Source organism: Burkholderia sp. FW306-1C-G01B, from assembly GCF_058781685.1.
The window spans coordinates 209,815-234,786 of record NZ_JBYSWZ010000003.1 but is presented as its reverse complement, the minus strand read 5'-3'; the positions used below and the strand labels follow the sequence as shown (position 1 = coordinate 234,786).

The window sequence follows — 24,972 nt, the reverse complement described above, 5'->3', positions numbered from 1 at the left end:
CGCGGGTTGCGTGTCGTTGCACGCGCCCGCGGCCGCGGTCAGCCGATACAGGACGCGGCGAGCTTGCCGACGGCGACGACCGCCTGCTCGATCTCCGGCGACCACGGGCTGCTGTAGTTCAGCCGGATGAAGTTCCGGTAGCTGTCCGCGATCGAGAACATGTAGCCGGGGCCGATCGTGATCCCCTGCTCCAGCGCGAGTTGATACAGCCGCATCGCGTCGACCTGCGCCGGCAGTTCGACCCACAGCACATACCCGCCGGCCGGGCTCGAAATGCGCGTGCCCTCCGGGAAGAACCGCGACACCATCGCGCGCATCAGGTTCGCCTGCTGCGCGTATGCCTTGCGAATCCGCCTCAGGTGATGCTCGTAGCCGTCGCGTTCGAGAAACTCCGCGATCGCCAGTTGCGGCAACGAAGGCGTCGCAAGCGTGTTCAGGAATTTCAGCTTCTCGACCTGTTCGCGATAGCGGCCCGGCAATGCCCAGCCGATCCGGTACGCGGCCGTCAGGCTTTTCGAGAACGACGAGCAATGCAGCACGATGTCGTTGCGGTCGTACGACTTCAGCGTGCTCGGATGCATGTTGCCGAAGTACAGTTCGTTGTACACCCCGTTCTCGATGATCGGCAGGTCCGCTTTGGTTGCGAACTCAACCAGCTCGCGCTTGCGCTCGTCGGGCATCTGAAAGCCCAGCGGGTTCTGGAAGTTCGGCATCACCATGCATGCGGCGATCGGCTGCGACTTCGCAATCGCCGCCAGCGCGGCGATGTCGATCCCGTACTCCGGATGCGTCGCGACCTCGATCGCCTTCATCCCCATCCGTTCGATCGCGTGCAGCATCGCGTAGAACGTCGGCGACTCCACCGCGATCGTGTCGCCCGGCTTCGCCACCGCCTGCAGGCACAGGTTGATCGCCTCCGTCGCGCCGACCGTCACGATGATCTCGTTCGGGTCCACCGACATCCCGTTTTCCAGGTAACGGCGCGCAATCTGCCGAATCAGCCGCGGATGGCCGGGCGGCAGCCCGTCGGTCACGCCCCACAGCGACTTGTCGCGGCCGGCCGCGTATGCATAGCGGTTCAGCTTCTCGAACGGAAACAGGCTCGGGTCCGGATACGGCGAGCCGAGCGGCACCGCATCGTCGGTGCCGATCGAGCGCAGCGTCGACAGCACGAGCCGGCTCACGTCCACCGACGACGAGATCGCGATCGGCTTCGACGGCCGCAGCTCGCGCACCGGCGCATGGCTGTCGTCGCGGCGCAGGTTCACGAAATAGCCCGACTGCGGGCGGCTTTCCAGCAGCCCGCGGCTTTCGAGCAGCAGGTACGCATGCAGCACGGTCGTGATGCTGATCCGGTGCTGCTGGCTCGCCTGCCGCACCGACGGCACACGATCGCCGTGTCGATACACGCGTTGCCGGATGAGTCTCTCTATGTCGTTCGCAAATTTCTCGTAGAGCTTCATCCGCCTCGCCCCGCCAGCGGTGAACCGGCCCGGGACGCGTGCGCGTCCCGGCCGCGCCGATGCACGAAGCCGGATAGCCGTGCCCGGCCGCGGGCGTCCCGGTTCGAGCCTCGTCCGTTACCGAAATTGAAGGCGGATAGCAATGCGGATCCCATCAAGACAAGGATCGGCATCCTACTGCGTCATTTCGACGAATGTAAGTGACAGTTTGGCGATCAAACGCCAAATCCGGTTGGCGTGGTGAACAGATTCAAACGCGCCGGTGCGGCGCCGCGCTGCGCCGGCACAAGTCGTTTTGTATTTCCGATCGCCGTCAGCCGGCGACGACTCGATGCGCGTACGGCGTGGCGATGCGTGGACTCACGCGTCGTCGACGTTGTCCGCGTAGTGGTCGATCGCGACCTTGCACTCGTCGAACACCACCGTCAGCTGCGCGACGTCGTTCGACTCGACCCACTTGCGGATCTGCAGGAAGTAGCCGGTGCCGAGATCGGCGATGCGGGCCGGATCGTCGGTCGTCACGTCGACGGTCGCGATCGCGCGGTTGCCGGGCAGCGGCGACAGCGTCGCCGCGATGTCGAAGCGCCGGTACGATTGATCGATGCGCATGCGGTTCTCCCGAAACGGTTGGAAGGCGGCGCTCAGCCGAGCGCCTGGCGGAAGACCTTGCCGCCGAATCCCGTCACGACGTTGTCGACCGAGAACGGCGTGGCTTCCTTCGCCTCGAGAACGATCGCGACGCTGCCGGGCACGAGCCGCGCGGCCACCGTCTCGACGAACGTGCCGTCGAGCAGCGCGTTGCCGGCCGCGTCCGCGAGGATGCCGGCACCCGCGCCGGCCGCCATGTCGGTGACCACGCCGAGCGGCCCGGCGAGGATCCCGAGCAGGCCGCCCGCGATCGCGCCGATCACGCCGCCCTTGAACGGCCGCGATTCGGCGGCGAGCACCGCGAGCTTGCCGGCCGCGTCCTTTTCGACGACGACGCCGTTCTCGATGCGGAATCCTTCATTCTTCTCCGACAGCGCCTCGAAATCGTTCGCCGCCTGGCGGGCCGTGTCGACGCTGCCGAACACGGCGACGATCAGTTGCTTGGTCATGCGACACCTCTCTCGTGTAGATGGGCATATGCTGCCGGCGCACATCGCGCGGCGCGCCGGCAACCCGGTGTTCATTCAGATGCCTGTGGCTTCGACACGTGCGCGGGCTGCCTCGACATACGCATGCGCGGCCGCCTGCTGCATCGCGCCGACGAACGACGCACGTGCGCGCGCCGGATCGGCGTCACGCGCGTCGCGCGCCTGCCGGTACGCGTCCGACGACGCGTGCTGCAAATCGATCGCCTGCTTCGTTGCGACGGAATGCGTGCTCATCCGGCCCCTCCTGTAGAAACATGGTGCATATCGTTCGCGCGTCACCGGCCCACATGCGCGTCCTCCTCGACGTCGTCGACGTCGGCCGGAAAACGATGCTGGCCGAAGCTCAGGATCAGCACGCCCACCGCGAGCAGCACGATCCCGAACGTCGTCATCAGCATCCGCTCGGGGCCGTCGGTCGCGCCGCGCAGGATCAGGTCGCGCGCGAGCGACGTCATCGCAATGAACAGCGGAAACCGCACGGGCAGCCGGCCGAGCCGCAGGTAGCGCACGTTCATCGCGAGCACTTCCAGATAGAGGAACATCAGCAGCAGGTCGGTCAGCGACACCTCGCCCGCGAGCACGACCTTCCACGCTTCCTGCGTCATCGCGAACGCGGTTGCGAGACCGATCACGATCAGCCCGGCCAGTTCGGCCGCGTGAAGGAAATGGCCGAAGCGGCGACGGATGCGCTCGGACGGCGAACAGGAAACGGTGGACGTATTCAAGGTGACGGTCGGTATGAAGATCCGTGAGCGGTACCGGGCAGCGGGACCTAATCTACTGCACGCCGCACGCACGCTCAAGAGCACAGCGCCGCACATGCCAGGAGTACAGCTGCGCGGCCGCCGCGCAAATTCCGGCCCCGTTTGACGCATTCGAATGACAGATTGACGATACGTGTTCCAAAGACCCGCCGAAGCTGCTAGATTGCATGCTCGACGACGTTGCGCGGTGCGGGCAAGTCACGCGCCGGGCGGCCGGCCGCCGCCGCTGCGGCCCGTTGCGCGATGCCTGCGCAACGTCCTTCATCCGCATGTCACAAAGAGAACAGTCGCATGACACAGTCCAACCGTTCGCCTTCGCGCGCCGCGGCAGCCGCGGCCCGTCCGCCCCGACATGACTGACCGGCAGGCCGCGATGCAGACACCTCCCCCGCTCTCCCAGGCCGTTCACAGCCCGATCACGCGCAGCGCGATCTTCCTCGTGGCAACGATCAATCCCGGTGCCGATCACGCCGACACGATCCGTTCATGGTGCGGCGACATCGCCGCGCTCGTGCGCTCGGTCGGCAAGCGCGTGCCGGGCGGCAACCTGACCTGCGTGTGCGGCTTCGGCGCCGACGCGTGGGATACGCTGTTCGGCGAGCCGCGCCCCGCGTCGCTGCATCCGTTCCGCGAATTCGGCGCCGGGCAGCGCGTCGCGGTCGCGACGCCCGGCGACATCCTGCTGCACATCCGTGCCGACGCGATGGACCTGTGCTTCGAACTCGCGACGCAACTGCTCGGCGCGCTCGGCAGCGCCGTCACGGTCGTCGACGAGGTGCACGGCTTCCGCAATTTCGACCAGCGCGCGATGATCGGCTTCGTCGACGGCACCGAGAACCCCGAAGGCCGCGAGGCGGTCGACTTCACGGTGATCGGCGATGAAGATGCCGAATTCGCGGGCGGCAGCTACGTGATCGTGCAGAAGTACCTGCACGACATGGCCGGCTGGAACGCGCTCGCGGTCGAGACGCAGGAGCGCATCATCGGCCGCACCAAGCTGTCCGACATCGAGCTCGCGCCGGACGTGAAGCCGTCTTCGTCGCACAGCTCGCTGACCACGCTCGACGAGAACGGCCAGGAAGTGAAGATCCTGCGCGACAACATGCCGTTCGGGCGCCCGGGCGCCGGCGAATTCGGCACCTATTTCATCGGCTATGCGCGCTCGCCGGCGCCGATCGAGCAGATGCTCGAGAACATGTTCGTCGGCCGCCCGCCCGGCAACTACGACCGCCTGCTCGACTACAGCCGCGCGGTCACCGGCTCGCTGTTCTTCGTGCCGTCGGCCGACCTGCTCGAAGCGCTCGCCGATCGCGCGGCGCCGGCCGCCGACGCCGCGCAACCGGAATCCTCGTCGTCCGCGCCGCAGCGCGACGGCTCGCTGAAAATCGGCTCGCTGAAAGGAACCCAAGCCTATGAATAACCTGCACCGCGAACTCGCCCCGATCTCGTCGTCCGCCTGGGAACAAATCGAGGAGGAAGTGGCGCGCACCTTCAAGCGATCGGTGGCCGGCCGCCGCGTCGTCGACGTCGACGGCCCCGCGGGCCCCGAGCTGTCGGCCGTCGGCACCGGGCACCTGGTGGAGGTCGCCGCGCCGCGCGAGCAGGTGAACGCGCGGCTGCGCGAAGTCCGCACGATCGTCGAGCTGACGGTGCCGTTCGAACTGAGCCGCGATGCGATCGACAGCGTCGAGCGCGGCGCGCGCGACGCCGACTGGCAACCGGCGAAGGACGCCGCGCAGCGGCTCGCGTTCGCCGAGGACAACGCGATTTTCGACGGCTACCCGGCCGCCGGCATCGTCGGCATCCGCGAAGGCACGTCGAACCGCAAGCTCACGCTGCCGGCGGACGTCAGCGCATACCCGGACGCGATCAGCGACGCGCTCGAAGCGCTGCGGCTCGCGGGCGTCGACGGCCCGTACTCGGTGGTGCTCGGCTCGGACGCGTATACCGCGCTCAGCGAGGCGCGCGACCAGGGGTATCCGGTCCTCGGCCACATCAAGCGGATCGTCAGCGGCGAAATCATCTGGGCGCCGGCGCTCAGCGGCGGCTGCGTGCTGTCGATGCGCGGCGGCGATTACGAGTTGCACCTCGGGGAAGACGTATCGATCGGCTACACGAGCCATAGCGACAAGGCCGTCCGCCTGTACCTGCGCGAAACCTTCACGTTCCTGATGCTGACGAGCGAAGCATCGGTGGCCGTGGCGCCGCAGGGCAGCACCGCGGGCTGATCCAGGTTGCCTGCGCGCGATGCCCGCCCGGGCTTCGCGCGCGACCGGCCGCATGTTCGTCGCCGATCGAACCCATCTTGCATGGAGAATGTCATGAGCGATACGAATGATGCATTGCAGGCACTGCAAGCGTCGGTCGACAGCCTGAAGAAGACGGTCGACGCGAACGCGGGCAGCCAGGCCGGCGATACCGCCGTGTTGTTTACCGTCGTGTCGCTGATGCTGGCCGAGTTGCCGCCCGACACGCGCAACCTGATCGAGGATTCGTTCTCCGTCTGGGCCAATGGTCTGCCGAATGCGGCACTGTCGACGGACGTGAAGCAGATCGCCCGCCAGCGGCTCGCGATGAAACTGTCCGACTGATCGCGGTTCGCCACGGTTGGCGCCATGTCCGGCCCGTACCGTGCAACTGGACCTCTCGTTCGGCCGCCACGCGCGCATCGGCTGCGATGCGCGCGCGGCCGGCCATAACCGGTTCGCGCACGCTCGCGCTGCGGCACTTGCGCCGCGCCGGGCCACCCGCATCACCGTCCGTTTGCCGCCGACCGGCGCCCTGCGCGCCGATGTCGCACCGCGATCCGTTCGCGTTTCCCTCCCCCGTGCCTCCAGTCACCGCACGCTGCACATGCCGCGCGCGCCCGCGTCGCCGCGTGCGCGCCCGTCTGTACTCCTTGTCCCCCGTGCGTGCGCGCATGTGAGGGTGCAATTCGCAGTCGGTCCGGCGCGAAACTGTGTCTTGGATGCCTCCCGCCGAGGCGCTATTTTGAACGCAGTCGAAGCGATGCCGTGGGCTCCTCGCAGCATGCGCGCTCCCCGCCGCGACCGTGCGCCTCGCCGGCGCGCGCGGCGCGACAGCGTGGGCGCGGCCCGCGCGCCGCCGCGCCGCGCGTCGCGTGTTCGCGGTCGGCACGCGCCAGCGCTGCACCGCATCGTGACTTCACCGTTCGACCCACCTTCACAGACAGGAGCCAGACCACCATGCCCGCACTTTGCGATATCTGCCACGCCCGGCCGGCCGTTGCGCGCGCAACCGTGATGCAGGACGGCGAGCGCAAGACGATCTCGATCTGCGACTACCATTTCCGTCAGCTGATGCGGCATCAGAGCATGCTGAACCCGTTCGATTCGCTGCTGGGCGGCGGCTCGTCGTCGCTGTTCGGTGAGCTCGGCGACGAATCGCCGCTCGCCGCCGAGGTGCCGCGCGAATCGGTCGACCCGACCGACGCGTTCAGCGAACAGACGCTCGAACTGCTGCAGCGCGCGGCCGAGAAGGCGCACGAACTGCGCCGCAGCGAGCTCGACTCCGAACACCTGCTCTACGCGCTCGCGGACACCGACGTCTGCGCCGCGCTGCTGAAGGAACTGAAGCTGTCGCCGCAGGACATCAAGTCGTATATCGACGAGCATGCGCACACCGGCACGGCCGCCCCCGATGCGCCGCTCGACAAGCTGTCGATCTCGCCGCGCGTGAAGAAGGCCGTGCAATACGCGTTCCAGGCGTCGCGCGATCTTGGCCACTCGTATATCGGCCCCGAGCACCTGCTGATCGGGCTCGCATCGGTGCCGGACAGCATCGCCGGCACGCTGCTGAAGAAATACGGCGTGACGCCCGAGGCGCTGCGCCAGAAAGTCGTGAAGGTGGTCGGCAAGGGCGCCGAGGACGGCCGCGTCGACGCACCGACCGGCACGCCGAACCTCGACAAGTTCGGCCGCGACCTCACCGCGATCGCGCGCCAGGGCAAGCTCGACCCCGTGCTCGGCCGCGCGCAGGAAATCGAAAGCACGATCGAAGTGCTCGCGCGCCGCAAGAAGAACAACCCGGTGCTGATCGGCGAGCCGGGCGTCGGCAAGACCGCGATCGTCGAAGGGCTCGCGCAGCGGATCGTCAACGGCGACGTGCCCGAGGTGCTGCGCAACAAGCGGCTCGTCGAGGTCAACATCAATTCGATGGTCGCCGGCGCCAAGTATCGCGGCGAGTTCGAGGAGCGCGCGAAGCAGCTGATCGACGAAGTGACTGCAAAGCAGGACGAACTGATCCTGTTCATCGACGAACTGCATACGATCGTCGGCGCGGGCCAGGGCGGCGGCGAAGGCGGCCTCGACATCGCGAACGTGCTGAAGCCCGCACTCGCGCGCGGCGAGCTGAGCCTGATCGGCGCGACGACGCTCAACGAATACCAGAAGTACATCGAGAAGGACGCGGCGCTCGAACGGCGCTTCCAGCCGGTGTTCGTACCGGAGCCGAGCGTCGAGCAGACGATCGTGATCCTGCGCGGGTTGCGCGACAGCCTCGAGGCGCACCACCAGGTGACGTTCGCCGACGACGCGTTCGTCGCGGCCGCCGAGTTCGCCGACCGCTATATCACGTCGCGCTTCCTGCCCGACAAGGCGATCGACCTGATCGACCAGGCCGCCGCGCGCGTGCGGATCGGCGCGACGTCGCGCCCCGTCGACATCCAGGAAGGCGAAGCGCAGATCGCGCAACTGAAGCGCGAACAGGACTACGCGACGTCGCGCAAGCGCTTCGACGAAGCGAAGCAGTTCGAGGAGCAGATCAACGCGAAGCAGAAGACGCTCGATGAAAAAATGGAGGCGTGGCAGCGCAAGACGGGCTCCGAAACGCTCGAGGTGACGGTCGAGTCGGTTGCCGAGGTCGTGTCGCGCCTGACCGGCATTCCCGTGTCCGAACTCACGCAGGAAGAGCGCCAGAAGCTGCTGAAGATGGAGGAGCAGCTGCGCGAGCGCGTGGTCGGCCAGAGCGACGCGGTGGTGGCCGTCAGCGACGCCGTGCGGCTGTCGCGCGCGGGGCTCGGCCAGACGCACCGGCCGATCGCGACGTTCCTGTTCCTCGGGCCGACGGGCGTTGGCAAGACCGAGCTCGCGAAGGCGCTGGCCGAGACCGTGTTCGGCGACGAGCAGGCGATCATCCGCATCGACATGTCCGAGTACATGGAACGGCACGCGGTCGCGCGGCTGATCGGCGCGCCGCCCGGCTACGTCGGCTACGACGAAGGCGGCCAGCTCACCGAGCGCGTGCGGCGCCGCCCGTACAGCGTGATCCTGCTCGACGAGATCGAGAAGGCGCACCCGGACGTCTACAACGTGCTGCTGCAGGTGTTCGACGACGGCCGCCTGACCGACGGCAAGGGCCGCGTGGTCGACTTCAGCAACACGATCATCATCGCGACGAGCAACCTCGGCGCCGCGATCATCATGGACAACCTGACGCAGCCGGAAGCCGCGCGCAAGACCGACAAGGCGATCCGCGACGAGCTGATGCAGGTGCTGAAGGGCCATTTCCGCCCCGAGTTTCTGAACCGGATCGACGAGGTGATCGTCTTCCACGCGCTGTCGAAGGAGAACATCCGCGCGATCGTGCAGATCCAGCTCGACCGCGTGGTGCGCACGGCCGCCGCGCAGGACATCACGCTCGTGATGGGCGATGCGCTCGTCGAGCACCTGACCGAAGCCGGCTACCAGCCGGAGTTCGGCGCGCGCGAGCTGAAGCGCCAGATCCGCCAGACCATCGAGACCAAGCTCGCGAAGGAGATCCTCGCCGACCGGTTGAAGTCGGGCGACCGCGTCGAGGTCGACTACGACAAGGACAGCGGCGAAGTGAAGTTCGACAAGCTCGCCGCGCCTGAAGCGAAGGACACGAAGAAGGACGCCGACGGCAAGGCGAAACCAAACGGCAAGGCGGCCGCCAACGCATCCGGCGACGCGAGCGCCGGCGATGCGCCCGCCGACGCGCCGCCACCCACCGCAAAGCAGTCCGGCAAGAAGTCTTCCGGCGCGAAGAAGGACGCGCACTGAAACCCCGCCTGCCCTGCAGCCCGGGGCAAGCATGACCGGCTCCGTCCGACGGACGGAGCCGCACCACGCCGCGACACGGCGCAACCCGAGCCGCCCGCACCGGGCCCGGCTCATGGAGATTCACAATGACAAATCGACGCGAAGTGCCAGGCATCAGGAAGTACGACGGGCCCGCCGGCGGTTGGGGCGCGCTTCGCGCGACAGCCGAGGCCGTGCGCACGCAGATGGAAACCATCGAGGCGCCGATCGTGCTGATGCGGACCAACCAGCCCGACGGTTTCGACTGCCCCGGCTGCGCATGGCCCGACAAGGAGCACAAGTCGACGTTCCAGTTCTGCGAGAACGGCGCGAAGGCCGTCACGTGGGAAGCGACGACCAAGCGCGTGACGCCCGAGTTCTTCGCGGCGAACACCGTGTCGTCGCTGCTGCGCATGTCGGACTACGAACTGGAGAACATGGGCCGGCTCACGCATCCGCTCGCCTACGATCGCGCGACCGACACGTTCCGCGCGATCGAATGGGACGACGCGTTCGCGCGCATCGGCGAAGTGTTGCGCGCGCTGCCGCCCGAGCAGGTCGAGTTCTACACGTCGGGCCGCGCGTCGAACGAAGCCGCGTACCTGTACCAGCTGTTCGCGCGCGAGCTCGGCACCAACAATTTCCCCGACTGCTCGAACATGTGCCACGAGCCGACCAGCGTCGGCCTGCCGCAGTCGATCGGCATCGGCAAGGGCACCGTGTCGCTGGAGGATTTCGACCACTGCGAGCTGATCATCTCGATCGGCCACAATCCCGGCACGAACCACCCGCGGATGATGGGCACGCTGCACGAGTGCTCGCGGCGCAACGTGCCGATCATCGTGTTCAATCCGCTGCGCGAGCGCGCGCTCGAACGCTTCGCGGATCCGCAGGACATGATCGAGATGGCGTCGTTCGGCTCGACGCGCATCGCATCGACGTACTACCAGCTCGATGCGGGCGGCGACGCGGCCGCGCTGAAGGGCATCATGAAGGCGCTGCTGCAGCTCGAAGCCGAGCGCGGCGACGTGCTCGACCGCGACTTCATCGCGCAGCACACCAACGGCTTCGACGCGTTCTCGGCCGATCTGCAGGTCACGTCGTGGGACGACATCGAGCGCGCGAGCGGCCTCAGCCAGGCGCAGCTCGAACAGGTCGCACTTGCGTACGCGAAATCGAACGCGACGATCGTCACGTACGGGATGGGCGTCACGCAGCACAACAAGGGCACGGCAACCGTGCGCCTGATTGCCGACCTGCTGCTGATGCGCGGCAACATCGGCAAGCCCGGCGCCGGCATCTGCCCGCTGCGCGGCCATTCGAACGTGCAGGGCAACCGCACGGTCGGCATCACCGAGAAACCGTCGGCCGAGTTCCTGAAGAAGATCGAGGACGTGTGCGGCTTCACGCCGCCCGCGCATCACGGGCACGACGCCGTGCAGGCGATGCAGGCGATGGTCGACGGCAGCGCGAAGGCGCTGCTGTGCCTCGGCGGCAACTTCGCGGTCGCGCTGCCCGATCCCGAGCTGTCGTTCCCGGCGATGTCGAAGCTCGACCTGAGCGTGCACCTCGGCACGAAGCTGAACCGCACGCACCTGCTGGTCGGAAAGGAAACCTTCATCCTGCCCGTGCTCGGCCGCACCGAGCTCGACATGCAGGCGAGCGGCCGGCAATCGATCACCGTCGAGGATTCGATGTCGATGGTCCACGCGTCGGCCGGCAAGCTCAAGCCCGCATCCGACCAGTTGCGCTCGGAGCCCGCGATCGTCGCGGGCATCGCGCATGCGACGCTGCCGAACAGCAAGGTCGCGTGGCTCGACCTGATCGCCGACTACGACCGCATCCGCGACCTGATCGACCGCACGGTGTCCGGCTTCGAGGCATTCAACGAGCGCATCCGCACGCCGGGCGGCTTCCGGCTGCCGCTGCCGCCCACCGAGCGCGTATGGCCCACGGCGACCGGCAAGGCGATGTTCTCGGTCTACAAGGGCGTCGCGGAAGACGCGGAAGTGCTCGGCGGCGAGCACGTGCTGCGGCTGATCACGCTGCGCAGCCACGACCAGTACAACACGACGATCTACGGGCTCGACGACCGCTATCGCGGCGTGTTCGGGCGGCGCGACGTGCTGTTCATGAACCCGGCGGATCTCGCGAAGTACGGGCTCGAACACGGCGACCTCGTCGACATCGAGACGATCACCGCGTCGGGCCGCACGCTGCGTCTCGAGAAGATCACCGCGATCGAGTACGACATCGCGCCGGGTTCGGTCGGCGCGTACTACCCGGAAGCGAACGTGCTCGTGCCGCTCGACTACATCGACAAGGAAAGCGGCACGCCGTCGTACAAGTCGGTGCCGGTACGCGTCGCGCGCTCGGCGGCCGTCTGATGCACGGGCAGGCTTGCGGCGCGTCACCCGCCGCGGGCCTGCCTTCGTCATGTCGAAACGCTTCCACGGGCCACCGCATCTCGACCGATGCGGTGGCCCCCTCTTCCTGCTCCGCTTCGAAAGGCGCCCCGCTTACTGCGCTGCAGTCGGCGGCAGATGCGCACCGCCCTGCCGGCGCCGATACGCGCTGTCGCGCGACGCGAGCCAGTAGTACAGCGGCGACGTCAGCACCAGCCCCACGAGCCACGACAGGTCCGCGCCGCCGAGATGCGCGGGAATCGGCCCCGCATACATCGGCGTGTTCATGAACGGAATCTGCACGAGGATGCCGATCGCATACGCGAGCAGCGCCTGCGGATTGAAGCGGCCGTAGATCCCGCCGTCCGCCATGAAGATCGACTGGATGTCGTACTTGCCCTTGTGGATCACGTAGAAGTCGATCAGGTTGATCGCCGTCCACGGCACCAGCACGACCAGCAGCGCGAGCACGAGATCGACGAGGTTGCCGACGAAGTTCGTCGATGCGCCGATCGCCGCATAGCAGCACGCAACGAAGATCACCACCGACACCGCCGCGCGGGTTTTTGCGGTCGGAATCCACTTGTACGCGAACGTCTGCACCGACGTGATCACCGCGAGCACCGCGCCGTACAGGTTCAGCGCGTTGTGGCTGATCACGCTCAGCAGGAACAGCACGAGCATCAGCGGCCCGAGCGGGCCGGTCGCCTGCTTGACCGCATCCATCGTGTCCGCGCCGGCCGGCACCGCGAGCACCGCGACCGCGCCGAAGATGAACGCGAGCGTCGAGCCGATCGTGCAGCCGAGATAGGTCGCCCAGAACGTCGACGCGACGCCGACATCCTCCGGCAGATAACGCGAATAGTCCGATACGTACGGCGCGAACGCGATCTGCCACAACGCCGACAGCGACACCGTCGCGAGCCAGCCCGCGAAGTCGAAGCCGCCGCGCGTCAGGAAATCGTCGGTCGTCACGTGCGTGAGGATCATCCAGAAGCCGACCAGGATCCCGATGCCGAGCACCCACGTGCCGATGCGGTTCAGGATATGGATGAAGCGGTAGCCGACGATGCCGATCAGCCCCGAGCCCACCGCGCCGATCACGATGCCGACGGGCACCGGCACCGACGCCGCGATGCCGTGCACCGACTTGCCGGCGAGCACGATGTTCGACGCGAAGAAGCCGACGTACATCACGGCCGCGATCACCGTGACGAGCAGCGCGCCCCACGAACCGAACTGCGCGCGGCTCTGGATCATCTGCGGGATGCCCATTTGCGGCCCCTGCGCGGAATGCAGCGCCATCAGCACGCCGCCGACCGCCTGGCCGACGACGATCGCGACGATGCCCCACATCAGGTTCAGGTGAAAGAGCTGCACGCCGAGCGCGCCGGTCACGATCGGCAGCGGCGCGATATTGCCGCCGAACCAGAGCGTGAACAGGTCGCGCACCTTGCCGTGGCGCTCCGCGGGCGGCACGTAGCCGATCGTGTGTTTCTCTATCATCGGGGACGCGTTGCGGTCCACGTTCGTCATGGTGAAGTCTCCTGTCCTGCGCGGCGATGCGCGCTTGCCGTTCAAGCCGGCGCGCGATGGGGTGCGCACCTGCAATCGGGTCCGGATACGCGAGCGACGACGCGCCGCGTGCGCGCGCGGCAGTTGTCGGCCGAAGCGGACAATGCGCGGCTTGCGGGGACGGACGACATGTCCCGCCGGCACGTGTGCGGCCTCGTTGCGATCCGGATTGGAGACGATGGTGCGCCCCCGATGCCGCGACGGAGAAATACTAAAAATATTTCCGGGACATACGAAAAAGCTCTGTAGCGGAAATTTCGGCTTCGGGCTTCTTCAGGTAAGGTGCTACGCGAAACCACGGACAGAATTCGCCCTCGGCGGCACGCCGGGGCCGGGCATCAGAGGTGCATGTGGCTCACTACACTTTGCGGCAACTGAAATACTTCGTGACGACGGTCGAATCCGGCAGCGTCGCCGAGGCGTCGCGCCAGCTTTTCATCGCGCAGCCGTCGATCTCCAGCGCGATCAAGGGGCTCGAGGAAAGCTTCGGCGTGAAGCTGTTCATCCGCCATCACGCGCAGGGCGTATCGCTGACGCCGAGCGGCACGCGCTTCTACCGGAAAGCGCAGGAGCTGCTGCGCATCGCGCACGAATTCGAACAGAACGCGCTCGCCGACAACGACGTGATTACCGGGCAGATCGACATCGGCTGCTTCGAAACGGTCGCGCCGCTCTATCTTCCTCAGCTCATCGCAGGGTTCCGCGAGCGCTACCCGGGCGTCAACATCCGGCTGCGCGACGGCGACCAGCAGGAACTCGTGCAGGGCCTGACGTCCGGCACGTTCGATCTCGCGCTGATGTACGACCACGATCTCGACGGCACGATCGAAACCGAGCCGCTGATGCCGCCGCAGCAGCCATACGTGCTGCTGCCGGAGGACCACCGGTTCGCGGGCCAGCCGCACGTGTCGCTGCGCGACCTCTGCGTCGAGCCGATGATCCTGCTCGACGTGCAGCCGAGCCGCACGTATTTCGTCAGCCTGTTTCATGAGCTCGGGCTGACGCCGAACATCGTGTTCGGCTCGCCGTCGATCGAGATGGTGCGCGGGATGGTCGGCCAGGGGTTCGGCTTCTCGCTGCTCGTCACGCGCCCGTATTCGGAATACACCTACGACGGCCGGCGCGTCGTGACGATCGGCCTCAGCGAAACGGTGAGCCCGTCCGGGCTCGTGAGCGCACGCCTGAAACGCGGGCAGCTCACCAAGCAGGCGCAGTCGTTCGTCGATTTCTGTCGCGAGCGGCTCGCGCAGATCGTCGCGGAATCGGCGCGATAGCGAAGCAGAAAACGCCCGCGCCGCCGGACGCGCGCGGGCGTGTCGGCTATGGGTTCAGGCGGCCGAAGCAAGATGCGCGGCCAGACGGCCCAGCATCGCGTCGCATCCGTGCAGTTGTTCGAGCGTGACGAACTCGTCGGGCTTGTGCCCCTGGTCCATGCTGCCGGGCCCGCACACCACGGTCGGAATGCCCGCCTGCCCGAACAGCCCGCCCTCGGTGCCGAACGCGACCGTACCGAACGCATCGGACCCGCTCAGCATCGCGAGCAGGCGCGCGGCTTCGCTGTCGGGCGCGGTCGCGAGCCCCGGGTACGCGCCGAGCGGCTGCAGTTGAATATCGGTATCCGGCTGCACCGCGCGCATCCTCGGCAACAGTTCGGATTCCGCATAGTCCTGCAGCTTTCTCGGCACGTCGTGCGCATCGAAATCCGGCAGCGCACGCACCTCGAAATCGAACTCGCATTCGGCCGGCACGATGTTCAGCGCGCGGCCGCCCTTGATCAGCCCGGTCTGCACGGTCGAGAACGGCGGATCGAAGCGGCTGTCGTGCCGTTCGGGCCGCGCGAGCGCCGCGCCGATCTCGCTGAGCCGGCCGATCAGCTTCGCCGCATAGTCGATCGCGTTGACGCCCGACGGCGCGTACGCCGAGTGGCACGCCGCGCCCTTCACGTGGCAGCGCATCGCGAGCTTGCCCTTGTGACCGAGCACCGGCTTCAGTTCGGTCGGCTCGCCGATCAGGCACAGGCGCGGCCGGTGCTCGCGTGCGGCCAGTTCCGAGAGCATCGGCCGAACGCCGAGACAGCCGACTTCCTCGTCGTACGAGAACGCGAGATGCACGGGCACGCTCAGCGGCCTCGCGACGAACGCGGGCACCGCCGCGAGCACCGAAGCGATGAAGCCCTTCATGTCGGCCGTGCCGCGACCGTACAGGCGGCCGTCGCGCTCGGTCAGCCGGAACGGCTCGACCGTCCACGCCAGCCCGTCTGCCGGCACCACGTCGGTGTGGCCCGACAGCGCGATGCCGCCGCGATCGCGCGGCCCGATTGTCGCGTACAGGCTCGCCTTCGTGCGCTCCTCGTCGTAGAACAGTTCGCTCGATACGCCGAAGCCCGCGAGATAGTCGCGGATGAACTCGATCATCTCGAGGTTCGAATCGCGGCTGACCGTCGCGAACGCGATCAGCCGTTCGAGCAGCGCGCGGCTCGATGCGTCACTCATCGCCCGGCACTCCGTAGCTCGGCGCGGCGGTCGGGTTCAGCGCGCGGGTCTGGTAATCCTGCATCTGCGGGCGATACGCGCGCCACAGCGCGTCGAGCTGCCCGATCGGGTCGGCATCGGCCCAGTCGACGCGCAGGTCGACGATCGGCCAGGTCACGTCGCCGACCACCTTCAGCGCGGCCGAATGCACCGGCCCCGCCTCGCCGCCGGCTGCGATCGCCGCATGCATCGCGGCCAGCAGGCGATCGGCGAGCAGGCCGGGCGCCTGTTCGAATGCACGCACCATCGCATCGATCACGGCCGGCGCGGCCAGCAGGTTGCCGGCCGCCACGCATTGCTCGCCCTTCACCGCGTGATGCGTGCCGAGCGCTTCCTTGCCGGTGAAGCACGCCGTCTGCCCTTGCCCGTCGATCACCGTGACCTGCCGGTACTGGCTCCAGCCGTTCGCGCTGAGCGCGCGGTCGAGCGCCGCGGCGCTCGCGAGCTGTTCGTGCTCGATCAGGTCGAGAATCTGCGGGCCGAGCGCCGGCAGCGTGATGTTCTGCGTCGCGACCGCGCCCACGCCCGCACGCACCCACGGGCAGCGCGCACCCACCGCGATGCTCGACGAGCTGATCGCGATCCCGAGCTGCCCCGTCTCCGGGCAGCGCCCGACGATGGAGAAAGTCATGTCGCCTCCGGTGCGCGGTTCGGCTGCCAGTTGTCCGGGATCACCGCGATCACGTCGATTTCCATCAGCCACTGCGGCTGGCCGAGCGCGGACACGACGAGCCCCGTCGAGATCGGATACACGCCCTTCAGCCACTTGCCGACTTCCTGGTACACCGGCTCGCGGTAACGCGGGTCGATCAGGTAGGTCGTCGTCTTCACGATATGCGTGATGTCGCTGCCGGCTTCCTCCAGCAGCTGCTTGACGTTCCTCATCGCCTGCCCGGCCTGCGCGCGCGCGTCGCCGAGGCCGATCAGGTTGCCGTCGAAATCGGTGCCGACCTGGCCGCGCACGTACACGGTGTTGCCGGCCCGCACGGCCTGGCACAGGTCGTTGTCGAGCGTCTGGTTCGGATAGGTATCCTTCGTGTTGAACATGCGGATACGCGTATGGGTAGGTTGGCTCATCGAGGTCCTTCGATCGTCGGTGGAAACACCCGCCGCGCCGGCAGCGGACGCGGCGCGGCGGGTTCGTGTCGGTTCGTCAGTTCGTCGCTTCGGCGAGCGGGCGCGTGTCGGCCTGCGCCGCTTGCGCGGCCGCGCGATGTTGCGACGCGTCGTGGTAGTCGAGGTACTTGCGCTGCGTCACGATGTGATCGGCGATGTGCTTCGCGTCGTGCCATACGCCCCAGATGAAGCTGGAACCGCGCCGCGACAGCCACGGCAGCCCGAGGAAATAGATGCCGGGCTCCTTCGACACGCCGCGCTGGTGCTGCGGCTTGCCGTTCGCCGCGAACGCGTCGACGTTCAGCCAGCCGTAGTCGACCGCATAGCCGGTCGCCCAGACGATCGACGTGACGCCGGCGCCGGCGAGGTCGAGGGAAAGGATCGGATGCGCGACGCATTCGGGGTCCGGCAGGATGCGGCGCGCGTCCGGCTCTTCCGGCAGGTCGAGGCCGTTGCGCGCCGCATACGCGTCGGCCGCATCGAGCAGCGACAGGTAGTTCTCATCGCCGCGTGCGAGATTGATCGCGAGGTCGCGTTCGAATGTGACCACGCCGCCGTCGAACGACTTCGTCAGCCCGACCAGCGTCACGCCCTGGTTCGCAAGCTTGCGGAAATCGACCGTATGGCCGCCACGCGCGCCGCTCACCGCGATCGTCACGTGTTCGCGGCCGGGCGTCGCGACTTCCTTGTCCCATTCGCCGAGCACGCCGAGCCACCAGCAGAAGTCGCGGCCGCGATACGCGCGCGGCGGGCGATCGTGCGGGCCGACCGACAGGTAGACCTGCCTACCCGCGCGCTGCAGTTCGTCGGCGATCTGCACGCCCGACGAACCCGCACCGACCACCAGCACCGCGCCTTCCGGAAGCAGGCCCGGGTTGCGATAGTCGGCGGAATGGATCTGCACGAGACGTGCGTCGTCCGGCGCGATCGGCGGAATCACCGGGCGCTGGAACGGCCCCGTCGCGACGACCACGCGGTTCGCCTCTATCGCGCCGTCGGACGTCTCGACGACGAAGCCCGGCTTGCCCGCGTTGCGCACGACTTTCTTCACTTCGACGCCGGTGCGGATCGGCGCATTGAATTTCCGCGCATACGCTTCGAAGTAGTCCGCGACCTGGTCTTTCGTTGCGAACGCATCGGGATCGAGGCCGTCGAATTCGAGCCCCGGGAAGCGGTCGTGCCACGCGGGGCCGTTCGCGACCAGCGAATCCCAGCGCCCCGTGCGCCAGCGTTCGGCGATGCGGCTGCGCTCCAGCACGAGATGGGGCACGCCCAGCTTGCCCAGGTGCTCGCTCATGGCCACGCCGGCCTGACCGGCGCCGACGACGAGCGTATCGATTGAGGTTGTTTCGACTGCCACGGCTGTCTCCTTCTGAAGTGCGGCTCGATGCGACGTTCTTGCTGTCGCACGAGCTGGAATGGAGACATTCTGCTGACACACCGCCGGAGGCGAAATGATGATTTTTGTTGGTGTTGACGAGCAAAAAGCTGGGTGTGGCGCGGGCGGCGAGCGGCGCAGGACGACGCGCCCGTACTGCGCCGGCTACGCGTTGGTCCATGGACCGGTGCCCTTCTGATACTGGATCACGCCGCCGTTGATCCGCACTCGCAGGTTGCCGTCCGGCACCGGCACCCAGTTTTGCATGTCGAGGCTCAGCATCAGCGCGACGAAGAAATCCTGCAGCTGTTGCTGCTGGCTGGCCTGCCAGAGATCGATGCGCCCGAGGCAGGTACGCAGGTCGCCGCTCTGCTGCATGATCGTCTCGACCTGCCCGGCCACGTTCGCCGCCGGATCGTAAACCTTCGTGCCGTCGCCGCTGACGATCGACAGATGGATTGCGCGCACCGACGTCGGCTGGCCCGGCGTCTGCTCGACGAGCGCGATGCAGCTCGTCATCGCGCCGAAATCGATTTCCGCCGCATCTCCCCAGATGCGCTCGCCAACCGCCAGCGGCGCGGGACCTTGTACGTTGTGAATGTCGTAGGGCATGGGTTCCTCATTTGACTCGATGGGACTGCCGGTGGCGGGGCCGCGACGTGTCCGGGAAAACGGACGCGCGTCGGTCCCGCCGCTCACATCCCGCATCCGGCCTGATGGCCCGGCGGGTCGTGTCGGTTGATTCCTTGCCACTGCGCGCGCGGTCGCGCTCTACGTGCCCTTCTTGTCCAGCAGCGCCTGATACTTCTGCAGGCTCTCGTCGATCTTGTCGAGCGCGACACTCGCGGCCTCCCCTTCGATCGCCTCCGCGGCACCCGCAACGATCGCCGCGGTCGCGACGAACAGGTCCGTCAACAGCAGGCCCATCGCATCCATCGCCATCCCGGGCACGTTCTCGTCGATGGTCTTCTGCGCCAGATCCTTCATCAGCACGCTCTTGCCCGCGATCGCCAGCGACGTCGACGCCTCGAAGTAGTTGGCCGCCGCCTGCGCGACCATGCCGCCCGCCTGCGTGATCATCATGTTCGGGCCGACGGCGATCTGCGTCGTCGCGTAGGACGCGGCTTCCGCGTTGATCGCCTGCACGGTCTGCAGCGACGAGCCCCCGGCCGCACCCGCGATCTGGTTCGGCGCCTTCAGCGCATCGGTGAGCCTGCGCAGCCGGTTGACCGGCCACGTACGCGCGCCGGCCTTCGACGCCGCGGTGCTCGGCGCGACATCGGCCGGCGTCGTTGCTTCGGCTGCGGCGTCTGCGACATCGCGCGGCGTCTGCGGTGTCTGCGGTGCCTGCGGCGCGCCGTCGCCGCGCCCGCCCAAAATGCCTTTCATGTTCATGGTTCAGGTATCCCGAGAGTCAGCGCGTCCTAATGCGTGGAACCCGTCTGCGGCCCGGCCGTCGGGGCATGCGCCGCGCCGCCCGATGCCCCCTTCGGCGACGCTTCGACGGACAGGATCATGGCCACCGCCTTCGACACCACGGCGTTCGAAATCTGGTTCAGCGCCGCCTGCTGCTGCGTCATGTTCTGCGCCGAGATGCCGACGGCCTGGCTGAACATCTGGTAAAGCGTGCCCAGCGCCTGGGCCGGCGATCCCGCGACGACGCTGACATTGGTCTGCGTCAGCGCGTCGGTAACCTGCTCATTGACTTTGTCTGCCACGAGGCCTCCTCGGATCTCGGCTCCGGCATGCGATTGAAGGAACGGCGGGCCGGCAGGCCATCGACGCCGCGCATGCCGTTAGGAACGCTGCGTGCCCGCGTTCGTGAACGTGCTCAGGCGAGTTCCTCGCGCAACTTCTTGCGCAGCAGCTCGACGCGCTTTCTGGCAAGCGGCTCGTTGATCCCGAGCGTCGCCGCGATGTGCAGATAGGGGCGGTCCTCCTCGAACTTCAGCGTGAACAGCATCTGCTGCTGCTGCGGGAGCGTGGACAGCGCCTGCTCGAGACGCAGCAGCAACTGCCGGAGCAGCAGTTGCTGCTCCATCGACGGTGCGTGGCCAGCCAGCTCGACGGTGTGATCGTCGTCCCAGTCCGGGTCGAATTCGAGCCTGCCGCTTTCGCGGAGACGGCGGCGCGCGCCATCGAGGAACGCATGGTTCAGCGCCAGAAAGAGAAAGCCGGCCAGGTTCTGCACGCGCTCGGGCGAACGCTGCAGGTAAATGTGGACCTTGAGTGCGGTATCGGAGAGCAGTTCGTCGGCACGGTAGATATCGCCCTTGCACAACAGGCGCGCGCGGCGCCGCAATTTCCCCTGCATTTCCCGCCACGTGCGATCGAGCTGCTGCGCCGGTGACTCAGGCGTCGGGGCAGCGTGCTGGTTCGAGGTTGTCATCCCGTGCCTTCCTTTTTTATGGAAAACACAGAATCGATTCGATGCCGCGAACGGCGCTGTTACCCGCGTAACACCGTTATCAAGATAATCGGTTTTGGTAAATTTTCTTGATTATTATGAACGGAAATTTTAATCCCCCGGCATAGCCCCATCCGTCGTTTCAGGTGCGCCGCCGGGCGTGAATGACGGCATTGCGATGAAAAAAGAACGACTGCCGCGGCGACGCGTTCGCGCGCCGGCACGCGGCTATCCGCGTCGATCGACCAAGCGTCCTTGCCGCCGAAGTGCCGCCATATCCGGACTGCTTGCCGATTATCTGGCTATCTTCATTGTTCATTTTTCACGCAGTGCCAAAGGCAGCGTTTTTCGCTAGGTGGCCGCATCGTCAAACAACCTCGCACGGAAAACATGCCTGCCCTTGCTAACGTTCAAACGCTGCGCAATATACCGATACTCACCGATCTGCCGGAAAGCCTTCTGGCTCATATCGAGCGGCATGCCACGCCCTGGCCCGAACACGGCAATCGCCTGTTGTTCTTCAAGGGCGATCCGGGAGATTTCGTCGCCTTCGTGCACCGCGGCCGCGTCTACATGACGCTGCACGAACCCGGCGGACGCGAAATCATTCTCGGCCACTCGGTGCCGGGCGAACTCATCGGCGAGAGCACGCTGATTCGCGCACACCGGCGCAGCTTCACAGCGCAGTTGAGCCCCGACTGCCGCATTTCGCTGCTGCATCGCCAGTACTTCGCGCCGCTGCTGGCCAACGCGGATTTCATGGAGCGCATCCACGAGCAGCTGTGCCGGCACATCCATCAGCTGAGCGACTTCGTCGAGTCGGCGTGCCTGTACCGGCTCGAAGCAAGGCTCGCGCGCCATCTGCTGAACCGCATGCAAGGGAACGATCTCGAGGTGCCGCTGCCGGAGAACCAGAGCATCCTGGCAGCGATGCTCAACGTCAGCCGGCCGCGACTGAACAGCAGCCTGCAGAGGATGCAGCGCGACGGCCTGATCCGGCTTCGCGAGCACGGCGTGACGATCGAAAAACCGGAGCAGCTCCGGTACATCGCCAACGCCAATTGATGCCCCGGCAAGCACGTGCGTCGTGCCGCGCCGCGGCGCGGGGAGGTTGCGCGCGCCGGGTTGCACGGCGCGCGGTGAAGGTCAGCCGCGCCAATGGCTGATGGCGTTCATCAACTGCGCGATGGCTGCCAGCTGCGACGCAAAGTTGTCGTTCGCCGAGCGCGCTGCGGCGGCCGCCGCCACCGGCGAACCGGCATAGAGCTGCATGATGCCGACGGTCGTGGCGGCGAGGTTGGACGCCGCCTGGTTCGCCTGCATCTGCACCGCGTTGTGAAGCAGGATCGCGGACGCATGGCTGTTCGACTGCATGAGCGTGCCCAAGGCCACGGCCGGGGCTTCGCCCACCACCTTGACGTTGGCTTGCGTGACTGCATCGGTAATCGCGGCGGAAACCTGTTCCGTCATGTCGTTACTCCTGGTTTGCTCGCCGCTGCGGCGCAGTCGCGGCGAAAGCATGAGTGGATCGGTCGGCGACGCGCGACGCACGGCGCCGTCGATGCGCCGCGGGTGCTCGCCGTCGCGGGCGTCGACACGACGTCGGGCGCCGGGCGGAAGCCACTTGGAACGAGGCCGCCGCCCGGCGTCGACGCCGGGTTACGCGTCAGGCAAGCGCCTTGCCGAGCGCGAGCACGTCAGCCAGCACGGAAAGCACGCCGTTCGAGCCGATTTCCGTCGCGGCGGCGCCGGCGCTCGCCGGCCCGAGCGTGTAGAGCTGCATCGTGCCCACGTTCGTCGAGGTCGGCAGCTGAACCGCGGCCTGCGACTGCTGCTGCACGGCGTTCTCGAACAGCACACTGAGCGAATGGCTCTGGGCCTGGTACAGCGAGCCCGTCGCCATTGCGGGCGCTTCGCCCACCACCTTGACGTTGGTCTGCGTGACCGCGTCGGTGATCGCGGCATTGACCGTGCACGTCTTGCAGTCGCAGGGGTCCTTCGGGTCCTTGTTGTCGGCGTTCGCGTTTGCGTCATTTGGCATCGTATTTCTCCTGGTTTGCGAACGGGCGCCGCATCGAATCGGCTCGGCCCGTTCTGTCGGTTGCTCCGGAACACCGCGCGGCACCGCTGTTCAGGCGCCGGCGGCCGTGCTGCGGATCCGCGGCACGGCGGCGGCATCAGCGGCTCGTGCCGCTTGCGCCGCCGCTCGACCACGGCGTTGACCCCTTAGGGGGTCACCGCCTTGCCAATCGCGATCACGTCGGCCAGCAGGGAGATGATCCCGTTCGAGCCGATTTCCGTGGCGGCCGCACCCGCGCTTTCCGGCCCGATCGTGTAGAGCTGCATCGTCCCCACGTTCGTCGACGTCTGCGACTGGATCGCGGCCTGCGACTGCTGCTGCACCGCGTTCTCGAACAGGATGCTGAGCGAATGGCTCTGGGCCTGGTACAGCGAGCCCATCGCCATTGCCGGCGCCTCGGCGACCACCTTGACGTTGACCTGCGTGACGGCATCGGTAATCGCAGGATTGACCTGGCACACTTGACACTTATCACTCATTTTTTGCTCCTTGATTCACGTAGTTGAGAGATCGCACATCGGGGCCGGCCGGTTTCGCATTCAGCCGCTCGACTTCAGCCGCATGACCCGCGTGCTACTCCATGGACGCTGGGCCGGCGGTATCGTGAACGGCGGCGGTGGCGGCAGCACCCGGCGCGGTCGGTTCGGACCGTTCGGTCGGACCGGCGCCGACGCTTTGCAGCCGGCCGTCTATCGCGTCGAGCCGTACGGCGAGCCGGTCGGCGAGCGAATCGACGTATTGCCGGAAGCAGGCTTCGATTTCCTGCCGGATGAGGCCCGTCAGCTGTTCGCCGATCATCGCCAGCGCCTGGCGGGTGCTGTCCTGGATGTCCGCCGTGCCGGATGCCTGCGCGTCGCCCGGCGGCTCGTGCGCGTCGAGTACGCCGGACACTTTCTGCTGTTCCGACGCCAGCATGCCGAGGGTCGTCTCGTTCTGCGCGTCGATCGTCTGCAGGATGCCGCGCATCTTCTCGTACGCTTTCTGCTGGTTGAGCTGCAAAAAATGCTTGACCTGCTCGCGCGCCTCCTGCCGGGTTTTCAACCGCGGCAACGGCGGGTTCGCGGCGCTCGCCTGCGTGGCCGTGCCGGGAACCGGCGCCGGCTGGTTCCCGTGCCTGCCCGGCAGCCGCTCCAGCAGCGCCTGTTCTTCGCCCGGCTCGAGGGGCCGTCCCAAGCGCTTCTCTGCGAACTGCCTCAGCAGGGGGTCGAGTGCTTCGCTGCTCATGACTCACACCTCCTCGATGTCCGCCCGCGGCGCCGGTGCGTGCGGTTCGGGTTCGGATGGACGCGGCGCCGACGCGCCTTGGTCGACGTGCTGCAATGGATATCGCATGGTGTTCTCCGGGAAATGGATGCGCGACGGCCTTGCCGGAAATTTCGGCAGGACTGCTGCAGGGACGAACCGTGCGACGGGTCTGTGAAGTCGGTCGCCGGCTCGCGCCGGCTGCGTGCGTCGGGTACCGGATGTCGCCGACGTTCGGGCTGCGCGTGGAAGCGTGCATCGATACGTCGACCGATCGCCCGGTCCAGCGGTTCTTCGACCATCTGCTGCCCGAGGAAGGGAGGCGCATGTCGCTCGCGCGCGAGGCGAAAGGAGACGCAGGCTACGCCTGGAGCCTGCTCGCATACTTCGGACGCGAATCGGCCGGCGCGCTCACGCTGCTCGCCGAAGGCGAGCGGGAAGCGGCGGCAGCACGCAGCCACTTTCACTCGACGAGCTTGAACGCCGCATCCAGGCGATGCCCGAGTGCGCGCTGAAGACCGCGCCGAAGAGTGTGTCACTGGCCGACGCACGGCAGAAGCTGCTGTTGATGTTGCGCGACGACGCCGGGCTACGCGCTTTTCGAGCAGATGGGCAGCGAGCCGACGGCCGCGCCCATCCCCGACAATTCTTGACTGTGGCCGGACTGCCGAACTGGTAGGATGCCCGTCGCCTCGGCATGGACGGCAGCCACAGGACGTTCAACCGTCCCTTTTTAATGCCCCGCGATCGGTCAACCCCGCAGTCGCGCCCAGGCAACTCGGTGCGCCAACCGCGCCCCAGCCCCCGTTGAACCCC

General features: G+C 67.2%; 25 protein-coding genes and 1 pseudogene. 8 read left to right on the top strand and 18 right to left on the bottom strand.

All coding sequences use genetic code 11. The annotated features are described in order from the left end of the window. Positions 1-38: 38 nt before the first annotated feature. From AC3WLY_RS08490 to AC3WLY_RS08470, 5 genes are all read right to left on the bottom strand, one after another. Positions 39-1,463, bottom strand: coding sequence for an aminotransferase-like domain-containing protein (locus tag AC3WLY_RS08490; RefSeq protein WP_204420784.1), 1,425 nt, complete (start codon positions 1,461-1,463; stop codon positions 39-41). 360 nt (positions 1,464-1,823) lie between these two features. Then, a complete protein-coding gene (locus tag AC3WLY_RS08485; protein WP_072437826.1) occupies positions 1,824-2,072 on the bottom strand; it encodes a hypothetical protein in 249 nt (82 codons plus the stop codon). A gap of 32 nt (positions 2,073-2,104) precedes the next feature. Then, positions 2,105-2,560 carry a DUF1269 domain-containing protein gene (locus tag AC3WLY_RS08480; protein WP_492310365.1) on the bottom strand — a complete coding sequence of 152 codons (456 nt, stop codon included), beginning with the start codon at positions 2,558-2,560 and terminating at the stop codon, positions 2,105-2,107. Positions 2,561-2,635: 75 nt separating this feature from the next. Then, positions 2,636-2,833: a hypothetical protein gene (locus AC3WLY_RS08475; protein ID WP_492310366.1), complete on the bottom strand. Its 198-nt coding sequence runs from the start codon at positions 2,831-2,833 to the stop codon at positions 2,636-2,638. 41 nt (positions 2,834-2,874) lie between these two features. After that, complete coding sequence (locus tag AC3WLY_RS08470) at positions 2,875-3,324, bottom strand: phosphate-starvation-inducible protein PsiE (RefSeq protein ID WP_072437823.1); 450 nt, start codon at positions 3,322-3,324, stop codon at positions 2,875-2,877. Between the two features lie 391 nt (positions 3,325-3,715). On the opposite strand from AC3WLY_RS08470, the gene AC3WLY_RS08465 reads away from it, so the two are divergent. The 5 genes from AC3WLY_RS08465 to AC3WLY_RS08445 all read left to right on the top strand — a co-directional run bounded on the left by AC3WLY_RS08465 (position 3,716) and on the right by AC3WLY_RS08445 (position 11,809). After that, positions 3,716-4,783 (top strand): Dyp-type peroxidase, encoded by a 1,068-nt coding sequence (locus AC3WLY_RS08465; protein WP_492310367.1) that lies wholly within the window; start codon positions 3,716-3,718, stop codon positions 4,781-4,783. After that, positions 4,776-5,591, top strand: coding sequence for a family 1 encapsulin nanocompartment shell protein (locus tag AC3WLY_RS08460; RefSeq protein ID WP_492310368.1), 816 nt, complete (start codon positions 4,776-4,778; stop codon positions 5,589-5,591). Before AC3WLY_RS08465 ends, AC3WLY_RS08460 begins: the two co-directional genes overlap by 8 nt. 93 nt (positions 5,592-5,684) lie before the next feature. Further along, a complete protein-coding gene (locus AC3WLY_RS08455) occupies positions 5,685-5,954 on the top strand; it encodes a hypothetical protein (protein WP_425133074.1) in 270 nt (89 codons plus the stop codon). Positions 5,955-6,569: 615 nt separating this feature from the next. Beyond that, positions 6,570-9,404 (top strand): ATP-dependent Clp protease ATP-binding subunit, encoded by a 2,835-nt coding sequence (locus AC3WLY_RS08450; protein ID WP_175961784.1) that lies wholly within the window; start codon positions 6,570-6,572, stop codon positions 9,402-9,404. Between the two features lie 125 nt (positions 9,405-9,529). Next, on the top strand, positions 9,530-11,809 hold the full coding sequence (locus AC3WLY_RS08445; protein WP_175961785.1) for an FdhF/YdeP family oxidoreductase: 2,280 nt from the start codon (positions 9,530-9,532) through the stop codon (positions 11,807-11,809). 132 nt (positions 11,810-11,941) lie between these two features. Here AC3WLY_RS08445 and AC3WLY_RS08440 read toward each other — a convergent pair whose 3' ends face one another. After that, positions 11,942-13,363 (bottom strand): purine-cytosine permease family protein, encoded by a 1,422-nt coding sequence (locus tag AC3WLY_RS08440; protein WP_492310369.1) that lies wholly within the window; start codon positions 13,361-13,363, stop codon positions 11,942-11,944. 389 nt (positions 13,364-13,752) lie between these two features. Here AC3WLY_RS08440 and AC3WLY_RS08435 point away from each other — a divergent pair, with 389 nt between their 5' ends. Then, complete coding sequence (locus AC3WLY_RS08435) at positions 13,753-14,676, top strand: LysR substrate-binding domain-containing protein (RefSeq protein ID WP_425131964.1); 924 nt, start codon at positions 13,753-13,755, stop codon at positions 14,674-14,676. Between the two features lie 54 nt (positions 14,677-14,730). On the opposite strand, the gene argE is transcribed toward AC3WLY_RS08435, so the two are convergent. The 8 genes from argE to AC3WLY_RS08395 all read right to left on the bottom strand — a co-directional run bounded on the left by argE (position 14,731) and on the right by AC3WLY_RS08395 (position 20,816). Continuing rightward, the gene (gene argE / locus AC3WLY_RS08430) at positions 14,731-15,894 is read right to left on the bottom strand and encodes an acetylornithine deacetylase (RefSeq protein ID WP_492310370.1); all 1,164 of its coding nucleotides are present in this window, start codon (positions 15,892-15,894) and stop codon (positions 14,731-14,733) included. Then, entirely contained in the window at positions 15,887-16,564 is a 678-nt protein-coding gene (locus AC3WLY_RS08425; protein WP_175961789.1) for a DUF1028 domain-containing protein, read from the bottom strand. The genes argE and AC3WLY_RS08425 overlap by 8 nt, the downstream gene beginning before the upstream one ends. Next, the gene (locus AC3WLY_RS08420; protein ID WP_175961790.1) at positions 16,561-17,010 is read right to left on the bottom strand and encodes a RidA family protein; all 450 of its coding nucleotides are present in this window, start codon (positions 17,008-17,010) and stop codon (positions 16,561-16,563) included. The genes AC3WLY_RS08425 and AC3WLY_RS08420 overlap by 4 nt, the downstream gene beginning before the upstream one ends. A gap of 76 nt (positions 17,011-17,086) precedes the next feature. Continuing rightward, a complete protein-coding gene (locus AC3WLY_RS08415; RefSeq protein ID WP_492310371.1) occupies positions 17,087-18,409 on the bottom strand; it encodes a flavin-containing monooxygenase in 1,323 nt (440 codons plus the stop codon). A gap of 183 nt (positions 18,410-18,592) precedes the next feature. Further along, positions 18,593-19,039 (bottom strand): hypothetical protein, encoded by a 447-nt coding sequence (locus tag AC3WLY_RS08410; protein ID WP_492310372.1) that lies wholly within the window; start codon positions 19,037-19,039, stop codon positions 18,593-18,595. Positions 19,040-19,198: 159 nt separating this feature from the next. Further along, positions 19,199-19,822 carry a hypothetical protein gene (locus AC3WLY_RS08405; protein ID WP_492310373.1) on the bottom strand — a complete coding sequence of 208 codons (624 nt, stop codon included), beginning with the start codon at positions 19,820-19,822 and terminating at the stop codon, positions 19,199-19,201. A gap of 29 nt (positions 19,823-19,851) precedes the next feature. Beyond that, positions 19,852-20,145, bottom strand: coding sequence for a RebB family R body protein (locus AC3WLY_RS08400; protein ID WP_072437812.1), 294 nt, complete (start codon positions 20,143-20,145; stop codon positions 19,852-19,854). A gap of 113 nt (positions 20,146-20,258) precedes the next feature. Then, on the bottom strand, positions 20,259-20,816 hold the full coding sequence (locus AC3WLY_RS08395) for an RNA polymerase sigma factor (protein WP_492310374.1): 558 nt from the start codon (positions 20,814-20,816) through the stop codon (positions 20,259-20,261). Positions 20,817-21,089: 273 nt separating this feature from the next. Here AC3WLY_RS08395 and AC3WLY_RS08390 point away from each other — a divergent pair, with 273 nt between their 5' ends. Then, positions 21,090-21,899: a Crp/Fnr family transcriptional regulator gene (locus tag AC3WLY_RS08390; protein WP_492310375.1), complete on the top strand. Its 810-nt coding sequence runs from the start codon at positions 21,090-21,092 to the stop codon at positions 21,897-21,899. 81 nt (positions 21,900-21,980) lie between these two features. Here the strand turns inward: AC3WLY_RS08390 and AC3WLY_RS08385 are convergent, their stop codons facing one another. The 4 genes from AC3WLY_RS08385 to AC3WLY_RS08370 all read right to left on the bottom strand — a co-directional run bounded on the left by AC3WLY_RS08385 (position 21,981) and on the right by AC3WLY_RS08370 (position 24,138). Then, the gene (locus tag AC3WLY_RS08385; RefSeq protein WP_072437809.1) at positions 21,981-22,304 is read right to left on the bottom strand and encodes a RebB family R body protein; all 324 of its coding nucleotides are present in this window, start codon (positions 22,302-22,304) and stop codon (positions 21,981-21,983) included. A gap of 196 nt (positions 22,305-22,500) precedes the next feature. Further along, positions 22,501-22,875, bottom strand: a complete 375-nt coding sequence (locus AC3WLY_RS08380; RefSeq protein WP_492310376.1) for a RebB family R body protein — start codon at positions 22,873-22,875, stop codon at positions 22,501-22,503. A gap of 185 nt (positions 22,876-23,060) precedes the next feature. After that, entirely contained in the window at positions 23,061-23,393 is a 333-nt protein-coding gene (locus AC3WLY_RS08375) for a RebB family R body protein (protein ID WP_072437807.1), read from the bottom strand. A gap of 94 nt (positions 23,394-23,487) precedes the next feature. Then, the gene (locus AC3WLY_RS08370; RefSeq protein WP_492310377.1) at positions 23,488-24,138 is read right to left on the bottom strand and encodes a hypothetical protein; all 651 of its coding nucleotides are present in this window, start codon (positions 24,136-24,138) and stop codon (positions 23,488-23,490) included. Between the two features lie 233 nt (positions 24,139-24,371). On the opposite strand from AC3WLY_RS08370, the pseudogene AC3WLY_RS08365 reads away from it, so the two are divergent. Beyond that, positions 24,372-24,782: pseudogene (locus AC3WLY_RS08365) on the top strand (HipA N-terminal domain-containing protein); the annotation flags it as partial. Positions 24,783-24,972: the final 190 nt, after the last annotated feature.

Excerpts from the sequence above, each read along its gene's own strand:
- AC3WLY_RS08490 (WP_204420784.1), bottom strand. The coding sequence starts at position 1,463 with ATGAAGCTCTACGAGAAATTTGCGAACGACATAGAGAGACTCATCCGG.
- AC3WLY_RS08485 (WP_072437826.1), bottom strand. The coding sequence starts at position 2,072 with ATGCGCATCGATCAATCGTACCGGCGCTTCGACATCGCGGCGACGCTG.
- AC3WLY_RS08480 (WP_492310365.1), bottom strand. The coding sequence starts at position 2,560 with ATGACCAAGCAACTGATCGTCGCCGTGTTCGGCAGCGTCGACACGGCC.
- AC3WLY_RS08475 (WP_492310366.1), bottom strand. The coding sequence starts at position 2,833 with ATGAGCACGCATTCCGTCGCAACGAAGCAGGCGATCGATTTGCAGCAC.
- AC3WLY_RS08465 (WP_492310367.1), top strand. The coding sequence starts at position 3,716 with ATGACTGACCGGCAGGCCGCGATGCAGACACCTCCCCCGCTCTCCCAG.
- AC3WLY_RS08460 (WP_492310368.1), top strand. The coding sequence starts at position 4,776 with ATGAATAACCTGCACCGCGAACTCGCCCCGATCTCGTCGTCCGCCTGG.
- AC3WLY_RS08455 (WP_425133074.1), top strand. The coding sequence starts at position 5,685 with ATGAGCGATACGAATGATGCATTGCAGGCACTGCAAGCGTCGGTCGAC.
- AC3WLY_RS08450 (WP_175961784.1), top strand. The coding sequence starts at position 6,570 with ATGCCCGCACTTTGCGATATCTGCCACGCCCGGCCGGCCGTTGCGCGC.
- AC3WLY_RS08445 (WP_175961785.1), top strand. The coding sequence starts at position 9,530 with ATGACAAATCGACGCGAAGTGCCAGGCATCAGGAAGTACGACGGGCCC.
- AC3WLY_RS08440 (WP_492310369.1), bottom strand. The coding sequence starts at position 13,363 with ATGACGAACGTGGACCGCAACGCGTCCCCGATGATAGAGAAACACACG.
- argE (WP_492310370.1), bottom strand. The coding sequence starts at position 15,894 with ATGAGTGACGCATCGAGCCGCGCGCTGCTCGAACGGCTGATCGCGTTC.
- AC3WLY_RS08425 (WP_175961789.1), bottom strand. The coding sequence starts at position 16,564 with ATGACTTTCTCCATCGTCGGGCGCTGCCCGGAGACGGGGCAGCTCGGG.
- AC3WLY_RS08420 (WP_175961790.1), bottom strand. The coding sequence starts at position 17,010 with ATGAGCCAACCTACCCATACGCGTATCCGCATGTTCAACACGAAGGAT.
- AC3WLY_RS08410 (WP_492310372.1), bottom strand. The coding sequence starts at position 19,039 with ATGCCCTACGACATTCACAACGTACAAGGTCCCGCGCCGCTGGCGGTT.
- AC3WLY_RS08405 (WP_492310373.1), bottom strand. The coding sequence starts at position 19,822 with ATGAACATGAAAGGCATTTTGGGCGGGCGCGGCGACGGCGCGCCGCAG.
- AC3WLY_RS08395 (WP_492310374.1), bottom strand. The coding sequence starts at position 20,816 with ATGACAACCTCGAACCAGCACGCTGCCCCGACGCCTGAGTCACCGGCG.
- AC3WLY_RS08385 (WP_072437809.1), bottom strand. The coding sequence starts at position 22,304 with ATGACGGAACAGGTTTCCGCCGCGATTACCGATGCAGTCACGCAAGCC.
- AC3WLY_RS08380 (WP_492310376.1), bottom strand. The coding sequence starts at position 22,875 with ATGCCAAATGACGCAAACGCGAACGCCGACAACAAGGACCCGAAGGAC.
- AC3WLY_RS08375 (WP_072437807.1), bottom strand. The coding sequence starts at position 23,393 with ATGAGTGATAAGTGTCAAGTGTGCCAGGTCAATCCTGCGATTACCGAT.
- AC3WLY_RS08370 (WP_492310377.1), bottom strand. The coding sequence starts at position 24,138 with ATGAGCAGCGAAGCACTCGACCCCCTGCTGAGGCAGTTCGCAGAGAAG.